Here is a 16,473-nt window from a genome sequence, read left to right on the forward strand (position 1 = left end):
GGCCGGACATGGCCCTGTGAATTGGTAACAGGAGATCGGGTTTGAGCAAGGTTCTGGTGATCGGTGCGGGCGGCGTCGGCAGTGTCGCGGTGCACAAGATGGCAATGAACAAGGATATCTTCACCGATATCACCCTTGCCAGTCGCACGGTTTCCAAATGCGACGCCATTGCCGAAAGCGTGAAGGACCGCACCGGCGTCGACATCGCGACCCGGCAGATCGACGCCGACGATGTCGCGGCGACCACCGCTCTCATCAACGAGGTCGGCCCGAAGCTCGTCGTGAACCTCGCCCTGCCGTATCAGGATCTGGCGATCATGGATGCGTGCCTTGCCGCGGGCGTCGATTACATGGACACCGCCAATTACGAACCGCGCGAGGAAGCGAAGTTCGAATATAAATGGCAGTGGGAATATCACGAGCGTTTCGAGAAGGCTGGGCTGACCGCGCTGCTCGGCTCCGGCTTCGATCCGGGCGTGACCAGCGTGTTCGCCATGTGGCTCAAGAAACACCGCCTCGACACGATTCGCCTGCTCGACATTCTCGATTGCAACGGCGGCGACCATGGGCAGGCCTTCGCCACCAATTTCAATCCCGAGATCAACATTCGCGAAGTGACCGCGCCGACCCGCCACTGGGAGAACGGGCAGTTCGTCGAAACCCCGGCGATGGGCGTGAAGCAGACCTTCGATTTTGCCGAGGTCGGCGAAAAGACGATGTATATGATGTATCACGAGGAGCTGGAAAGCCTCGCCAAATTCGTGCCGGAAATGGAACGTGCGCGCTTCTGGATGACCTTCGGGGATGAGTATATCAAGCACCTCACCGTGCTTCAGAACGTGGGCATGACGCGCATCGACCCCGTCATGTACGAGGGCAAGGAGATCATCCCGCTGCAATTCCTGAAGGCCGTGCTGCCCGAACCGTCGAGCCTTGGCTCCACCACCAAGGGCAAGACCAATATCGGCGACATCGCCACCGGCGAGGCGAAGGACGGGCTGGGCGAAAAGACGTTCTATATCCGCAATATCTGCGACCATGAAAAGGCGTTCGAGGAAACCGGCAACCAGGCCGTGTCCTATACCACCGGCGTGCCCGCGATGGTCGGTGCGGCGATGATGCTGACCGGCAAGTGGGACGGCGCGGGCGTGTTCAACATGGAGCAGTTCGACCCCGATCCCTTCCTCGACATGCTGGCCCAAAACGGCCTGCCGTGGGAGGTCGAGGAACTGTCCGGCCCGCTGGAATTCTGATGCGCGGTTTCGCGACCATCGGACTTGCGCTGGCGATGGCGGCCTGCGCCCCGGCGCCTGTGGCGGAGGTGCCGGCCGATCCGGCGCCGGTTTCGGAGCCGCAGTCGGTCGCCAATCCGCGCCATATCGACCCCGCCGCGTGCGAGGCGTCGGGCGGATATGTCGACAGGCGCGGGCGGGGGCAGTTCGAAACCTGCGTGCATCCCTATGCCGATGCGGGGCAAAGCTGCACCGATAATCAGCAATGCGATGGCAAGTGCGTCACCGAACCCGATGCCGGCATGACCGGCGTCGTCGGCGAATGCCAGGCGGACGATGCGTTGTTCGGCTGCTATGCCGAGGTTGTCGATGGCGCCGCCGTGCGCGCCATCTGCGTGGATTGACGGGGCATTTCGATGGAAACCAGGGCAGGCGATCCCGGTGCGTTCGCGCATTTCGACCTCAACCGGGTAGATAGCCCGGCTTTCGTCGTGGACGCGGCGAAGCTGCGCGAAAATTGCCGGATCCTCGCCGATATTCGCGATGCGGCGGGGTGCAAGGTGCTCGCCGCGCTCAAGGCGTTCTCGATGTGGTCGACCGCGCCCATCATCGGCGAATATCTCGACGGGGTGTGCGCCTCGGGATTGTGGGAGGCGCGGCTGGCGTCCGAATTCTACGACGGCGAGATCACCACCTACTCCGCCGCCTACCGCCCGGACGAGCTGGAGGAGGTGTGCCGCTTGTCCGACCACGTCATCTTCAACTCCCCGGCACAACATATGCGGGCGGGCCTCATCCTCGAACAGGCGCGCAGCACGGGCGGCGCGTTCGACGTCGGCCTGCGCCTCAACCCGCAGGTGCCGACCGGCGAAGTACCGCGCTACGACCCGTCGAGCCCCGGCTCGCGGCTCGGCTTCCCCATCGATCAGCTTACCGAAGAGCATATGGAGGGGATCGACGGCATCCATTTCCACAATCTGTGCGAGCAGGATATCGAGCCGCTGCTGAAGACCTGGGACAAGGTCTTCGATGCGATCGAACCGTGGTTCGGACAGCTCAAATGGATCAACATGGGCGGCGGGCACCACATCACCCGCGCCGATTATCAGCGCGAGGAGCTGGTCGAATTCCTGCGCGATGCGGCGGAGGATACCGGCGCCGAAATCATCATCGAACCGGGTGAGGCGGTCGCGCTCGACGCCGGGATTCTCGTCGGCACGATCCTCGATTCTGGCGAGAATGAGATGCCGATTGCGATCACCGACATTTCCGCGACATGCCACATGCCCGACGTGATCGAGGCGCCCTACCGCCCCGCCATGCTGCACGAGGGCGGGGCGGGTGCGCCCGTGCGCCTCGGCGGGCCGAGCTGTCTGGCCTACGATGTCATCGGCGACTATCACCTGCCCGTGCCGAACGAGGCGGGGCAGCGCATCGCCTTCCTCGATCAGGCGCATTACTCGATGGTGAAGACCAACACGTTCAACGGCGTGCCGCTGCCCTCCATCTGGCTCTGGGACAGCGAGACCGATGCACTGGAAAAGATTCGCGATTTCGGCTACGAAACCTTTCGCGACAGGCTGAGCTGACCGCTCGTCGCTTGCGTGCTGCGGCTGGGCCGGTGCGCGCTTGTAAATCATCCGCGCGGATTTCACTTGCAGTTCATGCACCACTGCCTATATCCGCCCCCCGCTGCCCCATGGGGACTTCCAAACCGCAAGGCAGCTTTTTGTGCAATTACCGTCCTGGGGGTCCCTTGAATTGTCCATCCATCCTGACGCACTGGCTGTAGTTCGCGACACCGCTCCGGACGAACCCGTCATTCTCAACCGCCCGCATGCGGCGCGGCGCGCGGCGCGTTTCTTTGTCGATAAATTCCCCGGCAAGGTGCTCTACGCGGTAAAGGCAAACCCGTCCGCCGATCTCCTGCGCGTGCTGTGGGACGGGGGCGTGACCCATTACGACGTCGCCAGCATTGCCGAGGTCCGGCTCGTGCGCGAAACGCTGCCGGAGGCGACGCTGTGCTTCATGCACCCGGTCAAGACCGCCCGCGCGATCGAGGAGGCGTATTTCCAGCATGGCTGCAAGACCTTCAGCCTCGATTCGATCGAGGAGTTGGAGAAGATCCGCGCCGCGACGAAGGATGCGAAGGATCTGCGCCTGTGCGTGCGACTGCGCGTGTCGTCGGAATATTCGGAGCTTTCGCTCGCCTCCAAATTCGGTGCCGAGCTGGCCGATGCCCCTGCGCTGTTGCAGGCCACGCGGCAGGTCGCGGACTGGCTTGGCGTATGTTTCCACGTCGGCAGCCAGGCCATGACGCCCTTCGCCTATGTGCAGGCGCTGGAGCGCGTGCGCGCCGCCATTGCCGAGGCTGCGGTGCTGATCGACATGATCGACGTCGGCGGGGGCTTCCCTTCGATCTATCCGGGTATGGAGCCGCCGCCGCTCGACGATTATTTCGCGATCATCCACCGGCATTTCTACGCATTGCCGATCGCCTACAACGCGGAGCTTTGGTGCGAGCCGGGCCGCGCGCTGTGTGCGGAATACAACTCGATGATCGTGCGGGTGGAAAAGCGCCGCGGGAACGAGCTTTACATCAATGATGGGTCTTATGGCGCGTTGTTCGATGCCGCGCATATCGGCTGGCGCTTTCCCGTGCGGCAGGTCGCCGAACCGGTCGAGGGTGCGGAAATGGCCGATTTCGCGTTCTACGGCCCGACATGCGACGATGCCGATTTCATGGAAGGGCCGTTCAACCTGCCTGCCGGGATCGATGCGGGCGACTATATCGAGATCGGCATGCTCGGCGCCTATGGCGCGGCGATGCGGACCGGGTTCAACGGCTTCGGCACCGGTCCTGTGGAGACGGTCAGCGATGAGCCGATGGCGAGCCTTTACCGCGGCGACCGTACCGATCCGCGCGTGTCGGACAATGTGGTCAGCCTGCGATAATCACTGCGGGCGGGATGCTGCGGCGTCCCGCCCGAAGGCGCGCGCGTGCGCTTGAATCAGGTCACCGTCGGCGCCACCGATTTCCGGCAGAGCGTCGATTTCTACACCCGCCTGGGCCTCCGGCTGATTGTATCGGCGCGGGAGGAATATGCCCGCTTCGACATGCCGGAGGGGGATGCCACACTATCGGTGCATGTGCAGGATGAGGTGCCCGAAACCGGCCCGATGATCTATTTCGAGGTGGGCGACGTGGATGCGGTGGTGGCACGCCTGCGCGCCGCCGGCATCGTGTTCGAAAGCGATCCGGTGGATCAGCCCTGGCTCTGGCGCGAAGCACGGCTGCGCGATCCTGCGGGCAATCGGCTGTGCATCTTCCATGCGGGCGTCAACCGGCGGGATCCGCCATGGCGATTGCCGGTTACGGATTGACGCGGCACCGCACGGAGCGCGCCCGCGTGATCAGGCAGCCAGCCGCATTTCCAGCCGGTCCCAGATTTCCACGAGAGCCTTGGTCAGGTCGCGCATCATCGCCTCGTCATGGGCGGGGCCGGGGGTAAAGCGCAGACGTTCCGTCCCGCGCGGCACGGTCGGGAAATTGATCGGCTGCACATAGACGCCATATTCGGCGAGCAATATATCGCTGATCTTCTTCGCCTTGACCGGGTCGCCCACCATGAGCGGCACGATATGCGTGGTGCTGTCCATCACCGGAAGTCCGGCATTGCGGAACATCGTCTTCAGCGTGGCGGCAGCGGCCTGCTGCGCGTCGCGTTCGGTGCTGCTGCCCTTCAAATGGCGGACGGAGGCCAGAACGCCCGCGACGAGCACCGGCGACAGCGACGTCGTGAAAATGAAACCCGGTGCGTAGGAGCGGATGCAATCGACGATCTTTTCATCCGCCGCGATATATCCGCCCATAACGCCGAACGCCTTGCCCAGCGTCCCCTCGATAATGGTGATACGGTCGGCGGCCTTGTCCCGTTCGGAGATGCCGCCACCGCGCGGTCCGTACATGCCGACGGCGTGAACCTCGTCGATATAGGTCAGCGCGTTATATTTGTCGGCGAGGTCGCAGATCGCGTGGATCGGCGCCACGTCGCCATCCATCGAATACACCGATTCGAAGGCGATCAGCTTCGGCGTGTTCTCATCCTCCGCGGCGAGAAGCTCCTCCAGATGGGCGAGGTCGTTGTGCCGCCACACGCGCTTCTCACAGCCCGAATTGCGGATGCCGGCGATCATGCTGGCATGGTTGAGCTCGTCCGAAAAGATCACGCAGCCCGGCAGCAGCTTGCCCAGCGTGGACAGCGTCGTGTCGTTGGAGACATATCCGCTGGTGAAAAGAAGCGCGCGTTCCTTGCCGTGGAGGTCGGCCAGCTCACGTTCCAGATCGACGTGGTAATGGGTGTTGCCGCCGATGTTGCGGGTGCCCCCGGAACCGGCGCCGACATCGTGCAGCGCCTCTTCCATGGCCTCGACCACCTTGGGGTGCTGCCCCATGGCGAGATAGTCGTTCGAGCACCACACGGTAATCGGCTTGGGCCCGTTGTGCCCGGCAAAGCACCGCGCATTCGGGTAGGCGCCCTTGTTGCGCAGGATGTCGATGAAGACCCGGTAACGCCCCTCGGAATGGAGGCGGTCGATTGCCTGATCGAAAATCTGGTCGTAATTCACGCTTCGGGTCCCGTCGGCCTCAAGACTTCGTCGTTGCAACCGACCTGTCAAACGGCGCACCCAAACGCGCGAAAAATCGCGCCTGCCGGGGGCAGGACAGATTGCTTGGCATCGCCCATAGACGATTGCGCCCACCCATGCAAAAGGCATTTTGATCCGAAACGGGCGAAGATCAGTCCTCGCCGGGGGGGACGAAAATGCCCGGCTGCCGCAATCCGTAGCGCAACAGGCCGAGCGCGGCATCGCTGTTCTGAATTTCGCGTTCCAGCGTATCGATGTCGTTGCCGGCTATCACGATCAGGTCCGGGGCCTGCCGCTTGAGGTCGGCAATCACTTGCAACCAGCCGCGCATGGCGGCGCGATCGCGATTTTCGAGCATGTCGGTGACGATGCGCGCCGGTGGTTTCTGTGCATGCCAGGCCCGCGCGATGGGGGCATTCGGACCGGTAAAGAGCAGTTCGCGCCCGCTGATCATCCGGACATAGATCATGCGGGTCGCGGCATCGAAGCCCGGGGCGGGGATCGACACGATGCCCGGTGCGATGGCGCTGGGCCGATCGTCGGGGAGCAGGTTCGGCATTTGCTCCCGCTCCGTGTCCGCCGGGATTTGGGCGCGCAGCGCACGGGCTTGCGCTTCGCCCAGCCGCGCCCTGCGCAGCGTAGGGAGCCCCGATGCGTAGAACGGGCCGGTTCCGGTCAGGAGTATCGTGGAGGCCTGCTCTATCCTACGGTCGAGCTCGGCCCGGCGGGTGGCGGAATATCCCTCGACATCCTGCGCGATGGCGGCGCTCTCGTCCATGGCGGCGTCGATGACGATTGCCGGCTGACTGGCATAGTTGATGGCGTAACCGATGGCGGCGACGTGCGGCGCGTGAAAGCCCGATCCCGCGACGAGCAGATTGCCCGGCTTGCGATCGACCGCGGTGACATAGGCGACGATGTCGGTGGGCGCGGCGCCGGGTACCGCCTCCGAAAGCTCGCGCAGGCGGGAGATGTCGATCCGGGGCGCCGGCGCATCGCCGTCAGCGCGCCCGTCGAGCAGAAGATACCAGTACAGTCCCAGGAACAGCGCGGCCACGACCCAGAACAGCCTGCGCGCCAAGCGTCTTTTCCGCCCAAAAGCCATTACGCGATGAACCCCGCCCCCATCATGCCTGCGCTTCTATGACAGAATTTCGAATTTCTCCAACCCGCGCATGCGCAAGGTGGGATAAAGACGGGCAAGATCGGCGTCCTCGCGCGTGAAAACCGCGGTGTCGGGCCGGGTTCGCGTCATCGGTTGAGCCTTGGTCAGAAACGCGATCCGCCGCGCGATGCCATCCGCGCCGTCCACCAGCGCGACATCCCCGCCGAATGCGGCGCGCAATTCATCGCGCAGCAGCGGGAAATGCGTGCAGGCGAGCACCAGCGTATCGATCGGCGCGGCCCCGCGCATGTCCGCCATTTCGCGCAGCCGGTTGGCGAGGTTGACGATCGCCGCGCCATCGACCGGCGCGCCGCGCAACTTGCCTTCGGCAAGGCTCACAAGCTCCGGCGCGGCCAGCCGGATCAGCGTGCAGCCTTGCGCAAATTCCTGCTCCAGCCGGTCGACATAGCCCTGCCGGATCGTGGCCTCCGTCCCGATCAGCGCAATGGTGCCAGTCTTCGTCAGGGCGGCGGCAGGCTTGATCGCAGGCACCGTGCCCACGATGGGGATGTTGAGCACGTCGCGCACCATGCCCAGCGCAATGGTGGAGGCGGTGTTGCACGCGATACACGCGAGCCGGGGCCGGAACCGCTCCGCCATGCGGCCGAGCAGCCCCGCCACGCGCGCCGCGATTTCGGCCTCGCTCTTCTCGCCATAGGGCAGCCCGCCATTGTCGGCGGCATAGATCACCGGCATGTCCGGCATTTCGCGGCGCAGCGCGTCGAGCACGGTGAGACCGCCCACCCCTGAATCGAAGATCAGAACGGGTGCATCGCCGCGCATGTCGGGCGTCGGTAAGGGGGCGGTTGCCATGGTGCCGCCCTATCGCCGCGCGGCTCACCTTTTGCAAGCCGGGCGCTTGAGCCTTGCCCGGGCAGCGCCTATGCGAAACGCGAACCGGCAGGGAGGCCCGTTGACACCATCATGTCCGCACATGCAATTTTCGCGGCCGCATTCGGCTATCTGCTGGGCTCGATACCGTGGGGCATCGTGCTGACCCGCGTGACGGGGGCGGGGAACCTGCGCGAGATCGGATCGGGCAGCACGGGGGCCACGAATGTCCTGCGCACCGGGCGCAAGGGGCTGGCCGCGGCGACATTGCTGCTCGATCTGTTGAAAGGGCTTTGCGCCGTGCTCATCGCGGGGGCGCTCTGGCCGGAGGCTGTGCCATTGGCGGCCATCGGCGCGGTTGCGGGCCATTGCTACCCGGTCTGGCTGCGTTTCAACGGCGGCAAGGGGGTCGCGACGATGATGGGCGTCGTCCTGGGCCTGGCGTGGCCCCTGGGGCTGGTATTTGCCGTGGTGTGGCTCGGCCTGCTCGCGGTGCTGCGCATTTCGTCGGTCGCGGGGATGAGCGCGGCAATCTCCGCGCCGCTGGCCGCGTGGGCGCTCGGCTACTCCGATTTTATCGTTGCGGGTGTCGTGATGGCGGCGCTGGTGCTGTGGCGCCACCGCTCCAACATCGCCCGGTTGATGGCGGGTAGCGAACCGCGCATCGGGGGCAAGGGCCCATCGCGGTGACGCAGGCGCCCGGCCATGGCCAGACCTTGCCGCAGGCGGAGGCTTTCGCGCGCATCCGGCTCCTGCGGTCGCCCAATGTGGGGCCGGTCACCTATCGCCAGCTGATGGCGCGGTTCGGAACGGCGCAGAGCGCGCTGGAGGCGATGCCCGATCTTGCGGCGCGGGGCGGGGGCCGCTATCGCGTGGCGGGGGCCGACCGGGTGTCTGCCGAAATCGACGCGGTGCGCGCGGCCGCCGCGAAATATCTGTTCGAGGATTCGCCGTCCTATCCCGCGCTTTTGCGGGAATTTCCGGGCGCGCCGCCGATCCTGACCTATCGCGGCGATATCGCCTTTTTCGATCGTCCGGCGGTGGCCATTGTCGGGGCGCGCAATGCCTCGGCGGCGGCAATGCGCATGGCGTGGGAATTCGCCGCCGCGCTTGCCGGGCAGGGGCGGCTCGTGGTGTCGGGCCTTGCCCGCGGCATCGACGGGGCGGCGCACGAGGGGGCGTTGTCCGCGGCAAGCGGCGGCACCTGCGGGGTGATCGCCGGCGGGATCGATGTGGTCTACCCCTCGCAACATTTCGATCTTCAGCAGCGCATCGCGAACGAGGGCATCCTCATCGCGGAACAGCCGCCGGGGGTCGAGCCGCAAGCGCGCCATTTCCCCTCCCGCAACCGGATCATCGCCGGGCTGTGCGCCGGAACGCTGGTGGTGGAGGCGGCGCCGCGCTCCGGCAGCCTGCTGACTGCGCGGCTGGCGCGTGATGCGGCGCGTGAGGTCATGGCGATCCCCGGTTCGCCCCGCGATGCACGGGCGCGCGGCTGCAATGAGCTTATCCGCGAAGGAGCGGTCCTGGTACAGGAACCGGACGATGTCGCCGAAATGCTCGACAGCTTCACCGGCAATCCGCGCTCCCATTTTCGGGAGGAAGCGCCCGAACCGTTCGTCCACGCCGCCATGGCCGAGAGCGAGGCGGACAGCGATCTCGACATCGCCGCCCTCTTGTCCAGCGCGCCGGTCAGCGTCGACGAGGTCATCCGGATGAGCGGCGCGAACACGCCCACGGTGCAGATGGCACTCATCGAACTGGAACTGGCCGGGCGGCTGACGCGCCATGCCGGCGGGCGGGTCAGCCTGGCGTCATAGAAACATCCCGCTTGACGATGGGGCGCAAGCCTCCCCATTTTCGTGCGCATACACGTAAGGGGCTTGTCCGTACCGGCGCCCCGCAACAGGAAATTGCATGCAACTCGTCATCGTCGAATCGCCCGCAAAGGCAAAAACCATCGAGAAATACCTCGGCAAGGATTACAAGGTCCTCGCCAGCTACGGCCATGTCCGCGACCTCCCGCCCAAGGACGGTTCGGTAAAACCCGACGAAGGTTTTGCCATGGACTGGGAGCTTTACGGCGACAAGCAGAAGCAGATCCGGGCGATCACCGATCTTGCCAAGCAGGCCGACCGCCTCATCCTCGCCACCGACCCTGACCGCGAGGGGGAGGCAATTTCCTGGCATGTCAGGGAGTTACTCGCCAAACGTAAGGCATTGCCGAAGGAAGTCGAGCGCGTAACCTTCAACGCGATCACGAAGCAGGCGGTGACCGACGCGATGAAGGCGCCGCGCGATCTCGACAGCGATCTGATCGACGCCTATCTCGCCCGCCGCGCATTGGATTACCTGTTCGGTTTCACGCTTTCGCCCGTGTTGTGGCGCAAGCTTCCGGGCGCGAAATCGGCCGGGCGCGTGCAGTCGGTCGCCCTGCGCCTCATCGTGGAGCGCGAGCGCGAGATCGAGGCGTTCCGGCCCGACGAATACTGGCAGATTTTGGCCAGGATGGAGAGGGGCGGAACGCCGTTCGACGCGCGCCTCGTCCGATTTGAAGGCAAGAAACTCGATAAGCTCACCCTCGGCGACGAGGGCAGCGCCATGCGCGCGAAGGCCGCGGTCGAGGCTGGCAACTTCACCGTCGAAGAAGTCGAGACCAAGCCGCAGAAGCGCCACCCCGCGCCGCCGTTCACGACCTCGACCCTGCAACAGGAAGCCGCGCGCAAGCTCGGCTATTCCGCCAGCCACACCATGCGGCTCGCGCAGGGTCTGTATGAACAGGGCGCCATCACCTATATGCGGACCGATGGCGTGCAAATGGATCACAGCGCCATTTCCGCCGCGCGCAAGGCGATAAGCGATCGTTACGACGGCCATTATCTCCCTGAAACCCCTCGGCATTATCAGACCAAGGCAAAGAACGCGCAGGAGGCCCACGAAGCGATCCGGCCTACCGATTTCACGAAGGATCGGGCGGGGCAGGGCGATGCGGGCAAGCTGTACGACCTGATTTTCAAGCGCGCGATGGCGAGCCAGATGGCGTCGGCGTCCCTCGAACGCACGACCGTGACCCTGCGCGACGGGACCGGCAATTCGGAGCTGCGCGCGACGGGGCAGGTGGTGAAATTCCCGGGCTTCCTCGCCGTTTACGAAGAAAGTCTCGACGTAAAGTCGGAGGACGACGAATCGGGCCTGCTGCCCGCGATGAAATCCGGCGACAAGCCGGCGAAGAAGGGCGTCGAAGCCACCCAGCACTTCACGCAGCCGCCGCCGCGCTATTCCGAAGCCAGCCTGGTCAAAAGGCTCGAGGAATTGGGCATCGGGCGCCCGTCGACCTATGCCGCGACATTGCAGGTGCTGAAGGATCGCAATTACGTCCGGACCGAGAAAAATCGTTTCTTCGCAGAGGATTCGGGCCGGCTCCTGACGTCGTTTCTGGAACGGTTCTTTACCCGCTACGTCGCCTATGACTTCACCGCGGGGATGGAGGACGAACTCGACGACGTGTCCGGCGGGCGCGCCGCGTGGAAGGCCGTGCTCGAAGCGTTCTGGCGCGATTTCAAGCCCAAGTCCGACGAGGTGATGGAGCAGCAGCCGAGTGAAATCACCGCAGAGCTGGATATTTTCCTCTCCGATTATCTCTTTCCGCCCAAGGATGACGGGAGCGATCCGCGGGCCTGCCCGCAATGCGGCGACGGGCGGCTTGCGCTGCGCGGCGGGCGCTTTGGCGCGTTCGTCGCCTGCTCCAACTATCCGGAATGCAAATTCACGCGGCGGTTTGGGCAGCCCAATGCCGATGGCGACGAGGCGGCCGAGGATGGCGTGCTGGGCCAGCACCCCGAAACGGGCGAGGACGTCGTGCGCAAGACGGGGCGCTTCGGTCCCTATGTGCAGATGGGCGAGGGCAAGGAGGCGAGCCGCTCTTCCATCCCCAAGGATATTGGTGAGCTCGATTTCGACATGGCGGTCAAATTGCTCAGCCTGCCGCGGCTTGTCGGCATCCATCCCGAAACGGGCGAGGAAATCCGTGCGAGCATAGGGCGTTACGGGCCATACCTCGTCCATCAGGGCAAGTATGCGAAGCTTTCGGCAACGGCGGATGTGTTCGACACCGGCATGAATGCGGCGGTCACGCTCCTGGCCGAAGCGGCGGCGAACAAGGGCGGTCGCGGCCGGGCCAAGGCCGAGCCGATCAAGACCTTCAAGGCGCATCCGACCAGCGGCGGCGAGATGAAAGTCCTGCCCGGCCGATATGGTCCCTATGTCACCGACGGCACGACCAACGCCACCATCCCGCGCGACATGAAGCCGGAGGACGTGACCGAGGAGGACGCGATCCGGTTGATCGACGAGCGCGCGGCGAAGGCCCCGGCCAAGAAGAAGAAGGCCCCGGCAAAGAAGGCGGCGGCCAAGAAGCCCGCCGCAAAGAAAGCCGCCGCGAAAAAGACCGCGACCAGGAAGGCGCCAGCCAAGAAGAAGGCCGCGGCAGCCAAGAGCGGCGAGGACGCATGATGTGCGCCCCGGTCCGGACGAGGGAACCGGGCCGGGGCGGCGCCGTTTGAACCGCATGCTGCAATCGCGAACCATTTCCGCCACCGATACGACCGGTGGCGGCGAAAGCTCGTCCGATCGGTGGGACGGCCTGCCCATGCCGCGCCGGCTCGTCGCGATCGCGGCGGTCAGTTTCGGCGTCGCGGTGCTGGTCATCGACGGGAGCATTGCCAATGTCGCGCTCCCGACGCTGGCGCGCGAACTGAACGTGACTGAGGCGGCGGTGACGAACGTCATCACGCTTTATCAGCTCGTCATGGTCATGGGCCTGCTTCCCTTTGCGAAGCTGGGCGACGGGATCGGGCATCGCCGCCTGTATCAGATCGGGCAGGTCATTTTCTGCCTCGCCTCGGCCCTGTGCTATTTCGTGGACAGCTTCGCGATGTTGCTCGTCCTGCGCGCGGGGCAGGCACTGGGCGCGAGCATGGCGCTCGCCGTTTCGGTCGCGGTGTTGCGCCGGATCTATCCGCGCGCCTCGCTCGGCAGCGGGCTGGGCTTCAATTCCGTGGTCATCGCGACCGCAGCGGCCATCGCGCCGACGCTGGGCGGGTTCATCGTGGCGGATCTCCCGTGGCAGCTGGTGTTCGTGGCGGCGGCGCCCTTTGCCGTGCTGTCGCTGCTGCTGGGCCGGGCGCTCCCCGAATCGCCGGTTCAGCCCAAGGGCAACGTGCGCGGCGACATCATCAGCGCATTGTGGAGCGCGGCCACGGTCGCCATGCTCATCGGCGGGGTGCAGGTTTCGACCCATTCGGGCGACCTGTTCTACGGCCTGGCGATCATCGCGGCGGGCATCGTGTCGAGCGTCTTCCTGATCCGGCGCGAACGCGGGCGTCAGCGTCCGATCGTGCCGGTGGACATCATGGCGATCCCGTCGGTCGGGTTGAGCGCACTCGCCGCGGTGGCGGTTTTCTGCTCCAGCGCGGTGCTCATCGTGTCGCTCCCGTTCCTGTTCGAGCAGGCGATGGGATATTCGCCGGATCAGGTGGGCTTGCTGCTGCTGCCCTATCCGCTGACGCTGCTGGTGATTTCACCGCTGGCGGGCTGGCTGTCGGACCGGGTCGCGTCGACGAAGCTGGGCGTGGCCGGGATGGCGGTGACGATCGTAGGGCTGCTGCTCATGATCTTCATGCCGGAGCAGCCGGGATGGTTCGGCATCGCCTGGCGGCTGACGATCGTGGCGCTGGGCTTCGGGTTTTTCTTTGCCCCCAATTCCCGCCTCCTGATCGGGAGCACGCCGGAGGATCGCTCGGCGGCGGCGGGGGGCCTCTTGTCCACTGCGCGCCTGTTCGGACAGACGACGGCGGCCGCGATGGTCGGCGTCATCCTGTCGCTGGGGCTGGGCCTTGGACCGATGCCGTTGATCGTGGCGGCGGTCCTGGCCCTGCTGGCCGCGGGGTGCAGCATGTTCCGCACCCGCACCGTCGCATCGCAACATGGCCCCGTCACCGTACAGGATGTCGGGGCCTGAGGCTTATTTCACCCAGTCGAGGCCCATCGCCTCATAATGTTCGCGATTTTCGTCCCAGCCTTCCTCGACCTTCACATGGAGGAAAAGGTGCACCTTGTGACCGAGCAGTTCCGCAAGCTCGGTGCGCGCCGCCTCGCCGATGGCCTTGATCCGGGCGCCGCGCTTGCCCAGCACGATGGGACGCTGGCTTTCGCGCCCGACCACGATCTGCTGATGAATTTCGACCGAGCCGTCCTTGCGATGCTTGTAGGCTTCGGGCCGCACCGCGCTGTCATAGGGCAGTTCGTCGTGCAATTGCCGGTAAAGCTGCTCGCGCGTGATTTCGGCCGCCAGCAGCCGTTCGCTCGCATCTGAAACCTGATCCTCGGGGTAATGCCACGGACCTTCGGGCATGAGCGCGGCCAGATGCGCCTTTAGTTCCGGCACGCCGTCGCCGGTCAGCGCGGAAATGAAGAACACCTCGTCGAAAAGCCCGCCATCGGCGAGTTCCTGCGCGAGCGCGAGCAACGGCTCCTTCGGCGAGGCATCGACCTTGTTGAGCGCGAGCAGCTTGCGCTCGGGCCTGTCCTTGAGGCTGTCGATGAGCGGCATCAGCTCGTGCCGCCGCTGCTTGACCGGGTCGATCAGCAGGACGATGGCATCGGCGGCATGCGCGCCCTCCCACGCCGCGCTGACCATCGCGCGGTCGAGCCGGCGGCGCGGCGCGAAAATGCCGGGCGTATCGGCAAGGATGATCTGCGTATCGCCGTGAAGCGCAATACCGAGCAGGCGCGCACGCGTCGTCTGCGCCTTGGCGCTCGTGATCGCGACCTTTTGCCCGACCAGCTGATTGACCAGCGTCGATTTGCCTGCGTTAGGCGGGCCGAGCACGGCGACCACCCCGCATTTCGTGCCATCGGACGGCGTGTGTTCGGGCGGAAGATTTTCGTTCGTGTCAGCCATGTTGTTCCAAAAACGCAGCGGCGGCATTGGTTTCCGCCTGCTGCTTGCTGTCGCCCTTGCCGATCGCGTCGCCGACATTGTGGATCGTGACCCGCACGGTGAAATGTGCGGCGTGGTCGGGGCCGGATCGTTCGACCAGTTCGTATTCGGGCATGCGGCGCTGATTGCCCGCGGCCCATTCCTGAAGCGCGGATTTGGGATGCTTGCTGCGCCCGGCATGGCCGTGCATCGCTTCCTGCCACCATCGGCGGACCATGGCGCTGGCCGTGTCGAAGCCTTGTGCCACGAAACAGGCGCCGATGACCGATTCGGTCACATCGCCGAGGATATTGTCGCTCTCGCGCCCGCCATCGGCATTGGCCTGCTTGCCAAGGCGAATATGCGCGGGCAGGCCGACGCTGCGCGCGACATGCGCACAGGTCCGACGGCTGACGAGCGCGTTCAGACGCTGCGAAAGCGTGCCCTCGGTATCGCCGTTCTGTTCATAGAGCCATTGCGCGATGGTCAGCCCCAGAACCCTGTCGCCCAGGAACTCGAGCCGTTGATAATCGAGCGTTTCGCCGGTGCTGCCATGGGTGAACGCGGCGAGCCACAGGCGCGCATCGTCGGGTTTCGCGCCGGTGTTCCGCTCGATCCAGTCCCGCGTTTCGGGGGGAAGCGAAGGCATCAGAACGTGCCTCCGATGCGGCTCCACCGGGTCGCCTCGAACCAGCTCACCGGGTTCCAGAGGTGCGAGGATCCATCGGTGCTGAACATCATGACATGCGCCTTCCCGATGAGGTGGTTCATCGGGATGTAGCCCAGCCCGCCCTCCGGCGTTGCGGGAAAGCGGCTGTCCTGCGAATTGTCGCGGTTGTCGCCCATGGCAAAGAAATGGCCCTCCGGCACGGTAAAGACCGGCGTATTGTCGGGCCAGCTCATGCCGAGATCAAGCACCTCGTAGCTTTTCCCGCCCGGCAATGTCTCGCGATAGCGGGGATAGCGGCAGTAATCGCCACCGTCCGGGCCGGTTTCGACGAAACTTTCGTCGCGGCAGGGCGAAGGGCGCCCGGCAAGATCGGCGGCATCGATCATGTTCTGCGTCACCGGAATGACGAAATCCTCGATGCGCTCCTTCGGGACCGCCGTGCCGTTGAGGAACAATTGCCCCTCGCGCACCTGAATCTGGTCGCCGGGGAGGCCAATGACGCGCTTGATGAGGTCGAAATCGGTCTTTGTCCCGCGAAAGATCGCGATGTCGCCGCGTTCGGGATCGCTCGCCAATATGCGGTCGGGAATGAGCGGTATGCTCCCCGGCAGGGAATAGCGGGTATAGCCATATGGCCATTTCGCCGCGAGCAGGTAATCGCCGATGAGCAGGCGCGGTTGCATCGATTCCGACGGAATGTTGAACGGCGAATAGATGAAGCTGCGAAAGACGAACACGATCACCGCAAGCTTGATCAGGAAAACGACGAAGCTGTCTTCCTTCTTTTCCTTCCCCTTGGCCTTATCGGGGGTCGCCGGATCGTTCATACAGGTTTCGTCTGCTTGCTGCTGGTCAAGGCGGGCGGCATAGGGCAGGAACGCCGCCATGCAAAGCCAATTGCGGCGCGAGGGCGCTCGTATCGCCCCGGCGCCATCAGGACCGCACC

15 protein-coding genes are annotated in these 16,473 nt (G+C 65.0%); 9 read left to right on the forward strand and 6 right to left on the reverse strand.

Going from position 1 to position 16,473, the window contains the following annotated elements:
- Positions 1-41: 41 nt before the first annotated feature.
- The 5 genes from JD971_RS13635 (at position 42) to JD971_RS13655 (ending at position 4,616) form a co-directional block, all read left to right on the forward strand.
- Positions 42-1,253 (forward strand): saccharopine dehydrogenase family protein, encoded by a 1,212-nt coding sequence (locus tag JD971_RS13635; RefSeq protein ID WP_202084229.1) that lies wholly within the window; start codon positions 42-44, stop codon positions 1,251-1,253.
- Complete coding sequence (locus JD971_RS13640; RefSeq protein ID WP_202084231.1) at positions 1,253-1,636, forward strand: hypothetical protein; 384 nt, start codon at positions 1,253-1,255, stop codon at positions 1,634-1,636. Before JD971_RS13635 ends, JD971_RS13640 begins: the two co-directional genes overlap by 1 nt.
- A gap of 12 nt (positions 1,637-1,648) precedes the next feature.
- Positions 1,649-2,821 (forward strand): carboxynorspermidine decarboxylase, encoded by a 1,173-nt coding sequence (locus JD971_RS13645; protein WP_202084233.1) that lies wholly within the window; start codon positions 1,649-1,651, stop codon positions 2,819-2,821.
- 172 nt (positions 2,822-2,993) lie between these two features.
- Positions 2,994-4,187: a type III PLP-dependent enzyme gene (locus tag JD971_RS13650; protein WP_202084235.1), complete on the forward strand. Its 1,194-nt coding sequence runs from the start codon at positions 2,994-2,996 to the stop codon at positions 4,185-4,187.
- A gap of 45 nt (positions 4,188-4,232) precedes the next feature.
- Positions 4,233-4,616, forward strand: a complete 384-nt coding sequence (locus JD971_RS13655) for a VOC family protein (protein WP_236672103.1) — start codon at positions 4,233-4,235, stop codon at positions 4,614-4,616.
- 30 nt (positions 4,617-4,646) lie between these two features.
- Here JD971_RS13655 and hemA read toward each other — a convergent pair whose 3' ends face one another.
- The 3 genes from hemA to murI all read right to left on the reverse strand — a co-directional run bounded on the left by hemA (position 4,647) and on the right by murI (position 7,860).
- Positions 4,647-5,861 (reverse strand): 5-aminolevulinate synthase, encoded by a 1,215-nt coding sequence (gene hemA / locus JD971_RS13660; protein WP_202084237.1) that lies wholly within the window; start codon positions 5,859-5,861, stop codon positions 4,647-4,649.
- Positions 5,862-6,033: 172 nt separating this feature from the next.
- The gene (locus tag JD971_RS13665) at positions 6,034-6,963 is read right to left on the reverse strand and encodes a hypothetical protein (protein WP_202084239.1); all 930 of its coding nucleotides are present in this window, start codon (positions 6,961-6,963) and stop codon (positions 6,034-6,036) included.
- A gap of 60 nt (positions 6,964-7,023) precedes the next feature.
- Positions 7,024-7,860 (reverse strand): glutamate racemase, encoded by an 837-nt coding sequence (gene murI / locus JD971_RS13670; protein WP_371809656.1) that lies wholly within the window; start codon positions 7,858-7,860, stop codon positions 7,024-7,026.
- A gap of 111 nt (positions 7,861-7,971) precedes the next feature.
- On the opposite strand from murI, the gene plsY reads away from it, so the two are divergent.
- The 4 genes from plsY (at position 7,972) to JD971_RS13690 (ending at position 13,897) form a co-directional block, all read left to right on the forward strand.
- Positions 7,972-8,568 (forward strand): glycerol-3-phosphate 1-O-acyltransferase PlsY, encoded by a 597-nt coding sequence (gene plsY / locus JD971_RS13675; protein ID WP_202084241.1) that lies wholly within the window; start codon positions 7,972-7,974, stop codon positions 8,566-8,568.
- Complete coding sequence (gene dprA, locus JD971_RS13680) at positions 8,565-9,698, forward strand: DNA-processing protein DprA (RefSeq protein WP_236672104.1); 1,134 nt, start codon at positions 8,565-8,567, stop codon at positions 9,696-9,698. Before plsY ends, dprA begins: the two co-directional genes overlap by 4 nt.
- A 97-nt stretch (positions 9,699-9,795) precedes the next feature.
- Positions 9,796-12,390 carry a type I DNA topoisomerase gene (topA, locus tag JD971_RS13685; protein ID WP_202084243.1) on the forward strand — a complete coding sequence of 865 codons (2,595 nt, stop codon included), beginning with the start codon at positions 9,796-9,798 and terminating at the stop codon, positions 12,388-12,390.
- A gap of 1 nt (position 12,391) precedes the next feature.
- Positions 12,392-13,897, forward strand: coding sequence for an MFS transporter (locus JD971_RS13690; protein ID WP_236672105.1), 1,506 nt, complete (start codon positions 12,392-12,394; stop codon positions 13,895-13,897).
- 3 nt (positions 13,898-13,900) lie between these two features.
- On the opposite strand, the gene era is transcribed toward JD971_RS13690, so the two are convergent.
- From era to lepB, 3 genes are read right to left on the reverse strand one after another with little or no spacing between them, the layout of a single operon-like run.
- Positions 13,901-14,839 (reverse strand): GTPase Era, encoded by a 939-nt coding sequence (era, locus tag JD971_RS13695; RefSeq protein ID WP_202084245.1) that lies wholly within the window; start codon positions 14,837-14,839, stop codon positions 13,901-13,903.
- Positions 14,832-15,506 (reverse strand): ribonuclease III, encoded by a 675-nt coding sequence (rnc, locus tag JD971_RS13700; RefSeq protein WP_202084247.1) that lies wholly within the window; start codon positions 15,504-15,506, stop codon positions 14,832-14,834. The genes era and rnc overlap by 8 nt, the downstream gene beginning before the upstream one ends.
- Positions 15,506-16,354, reverse strand: coding sequence for a signal peptidase I (gene lepB, locus JD971_RS13705; protein WP_202087698.1), 849 nt, complete (start codon positions 16,352-16,354; stop codon positions 15,506-15,508). The genes rnc and lepB overlap by 1 nt, the downstream gene beginning before the upstream one ends.
- Positions 16,355-16,473 lie beyond the last annotated feature (119 nt).

The organism is Croceicoccus sp. YJ47 (assembly GCF_016745095.1).
Taxonomy (GTDB): Bacteria; Pseudomonadota; Alphaproteobacteria; order Sphingomonadales; family Sphingomonadaceae; genus Croceicoccus.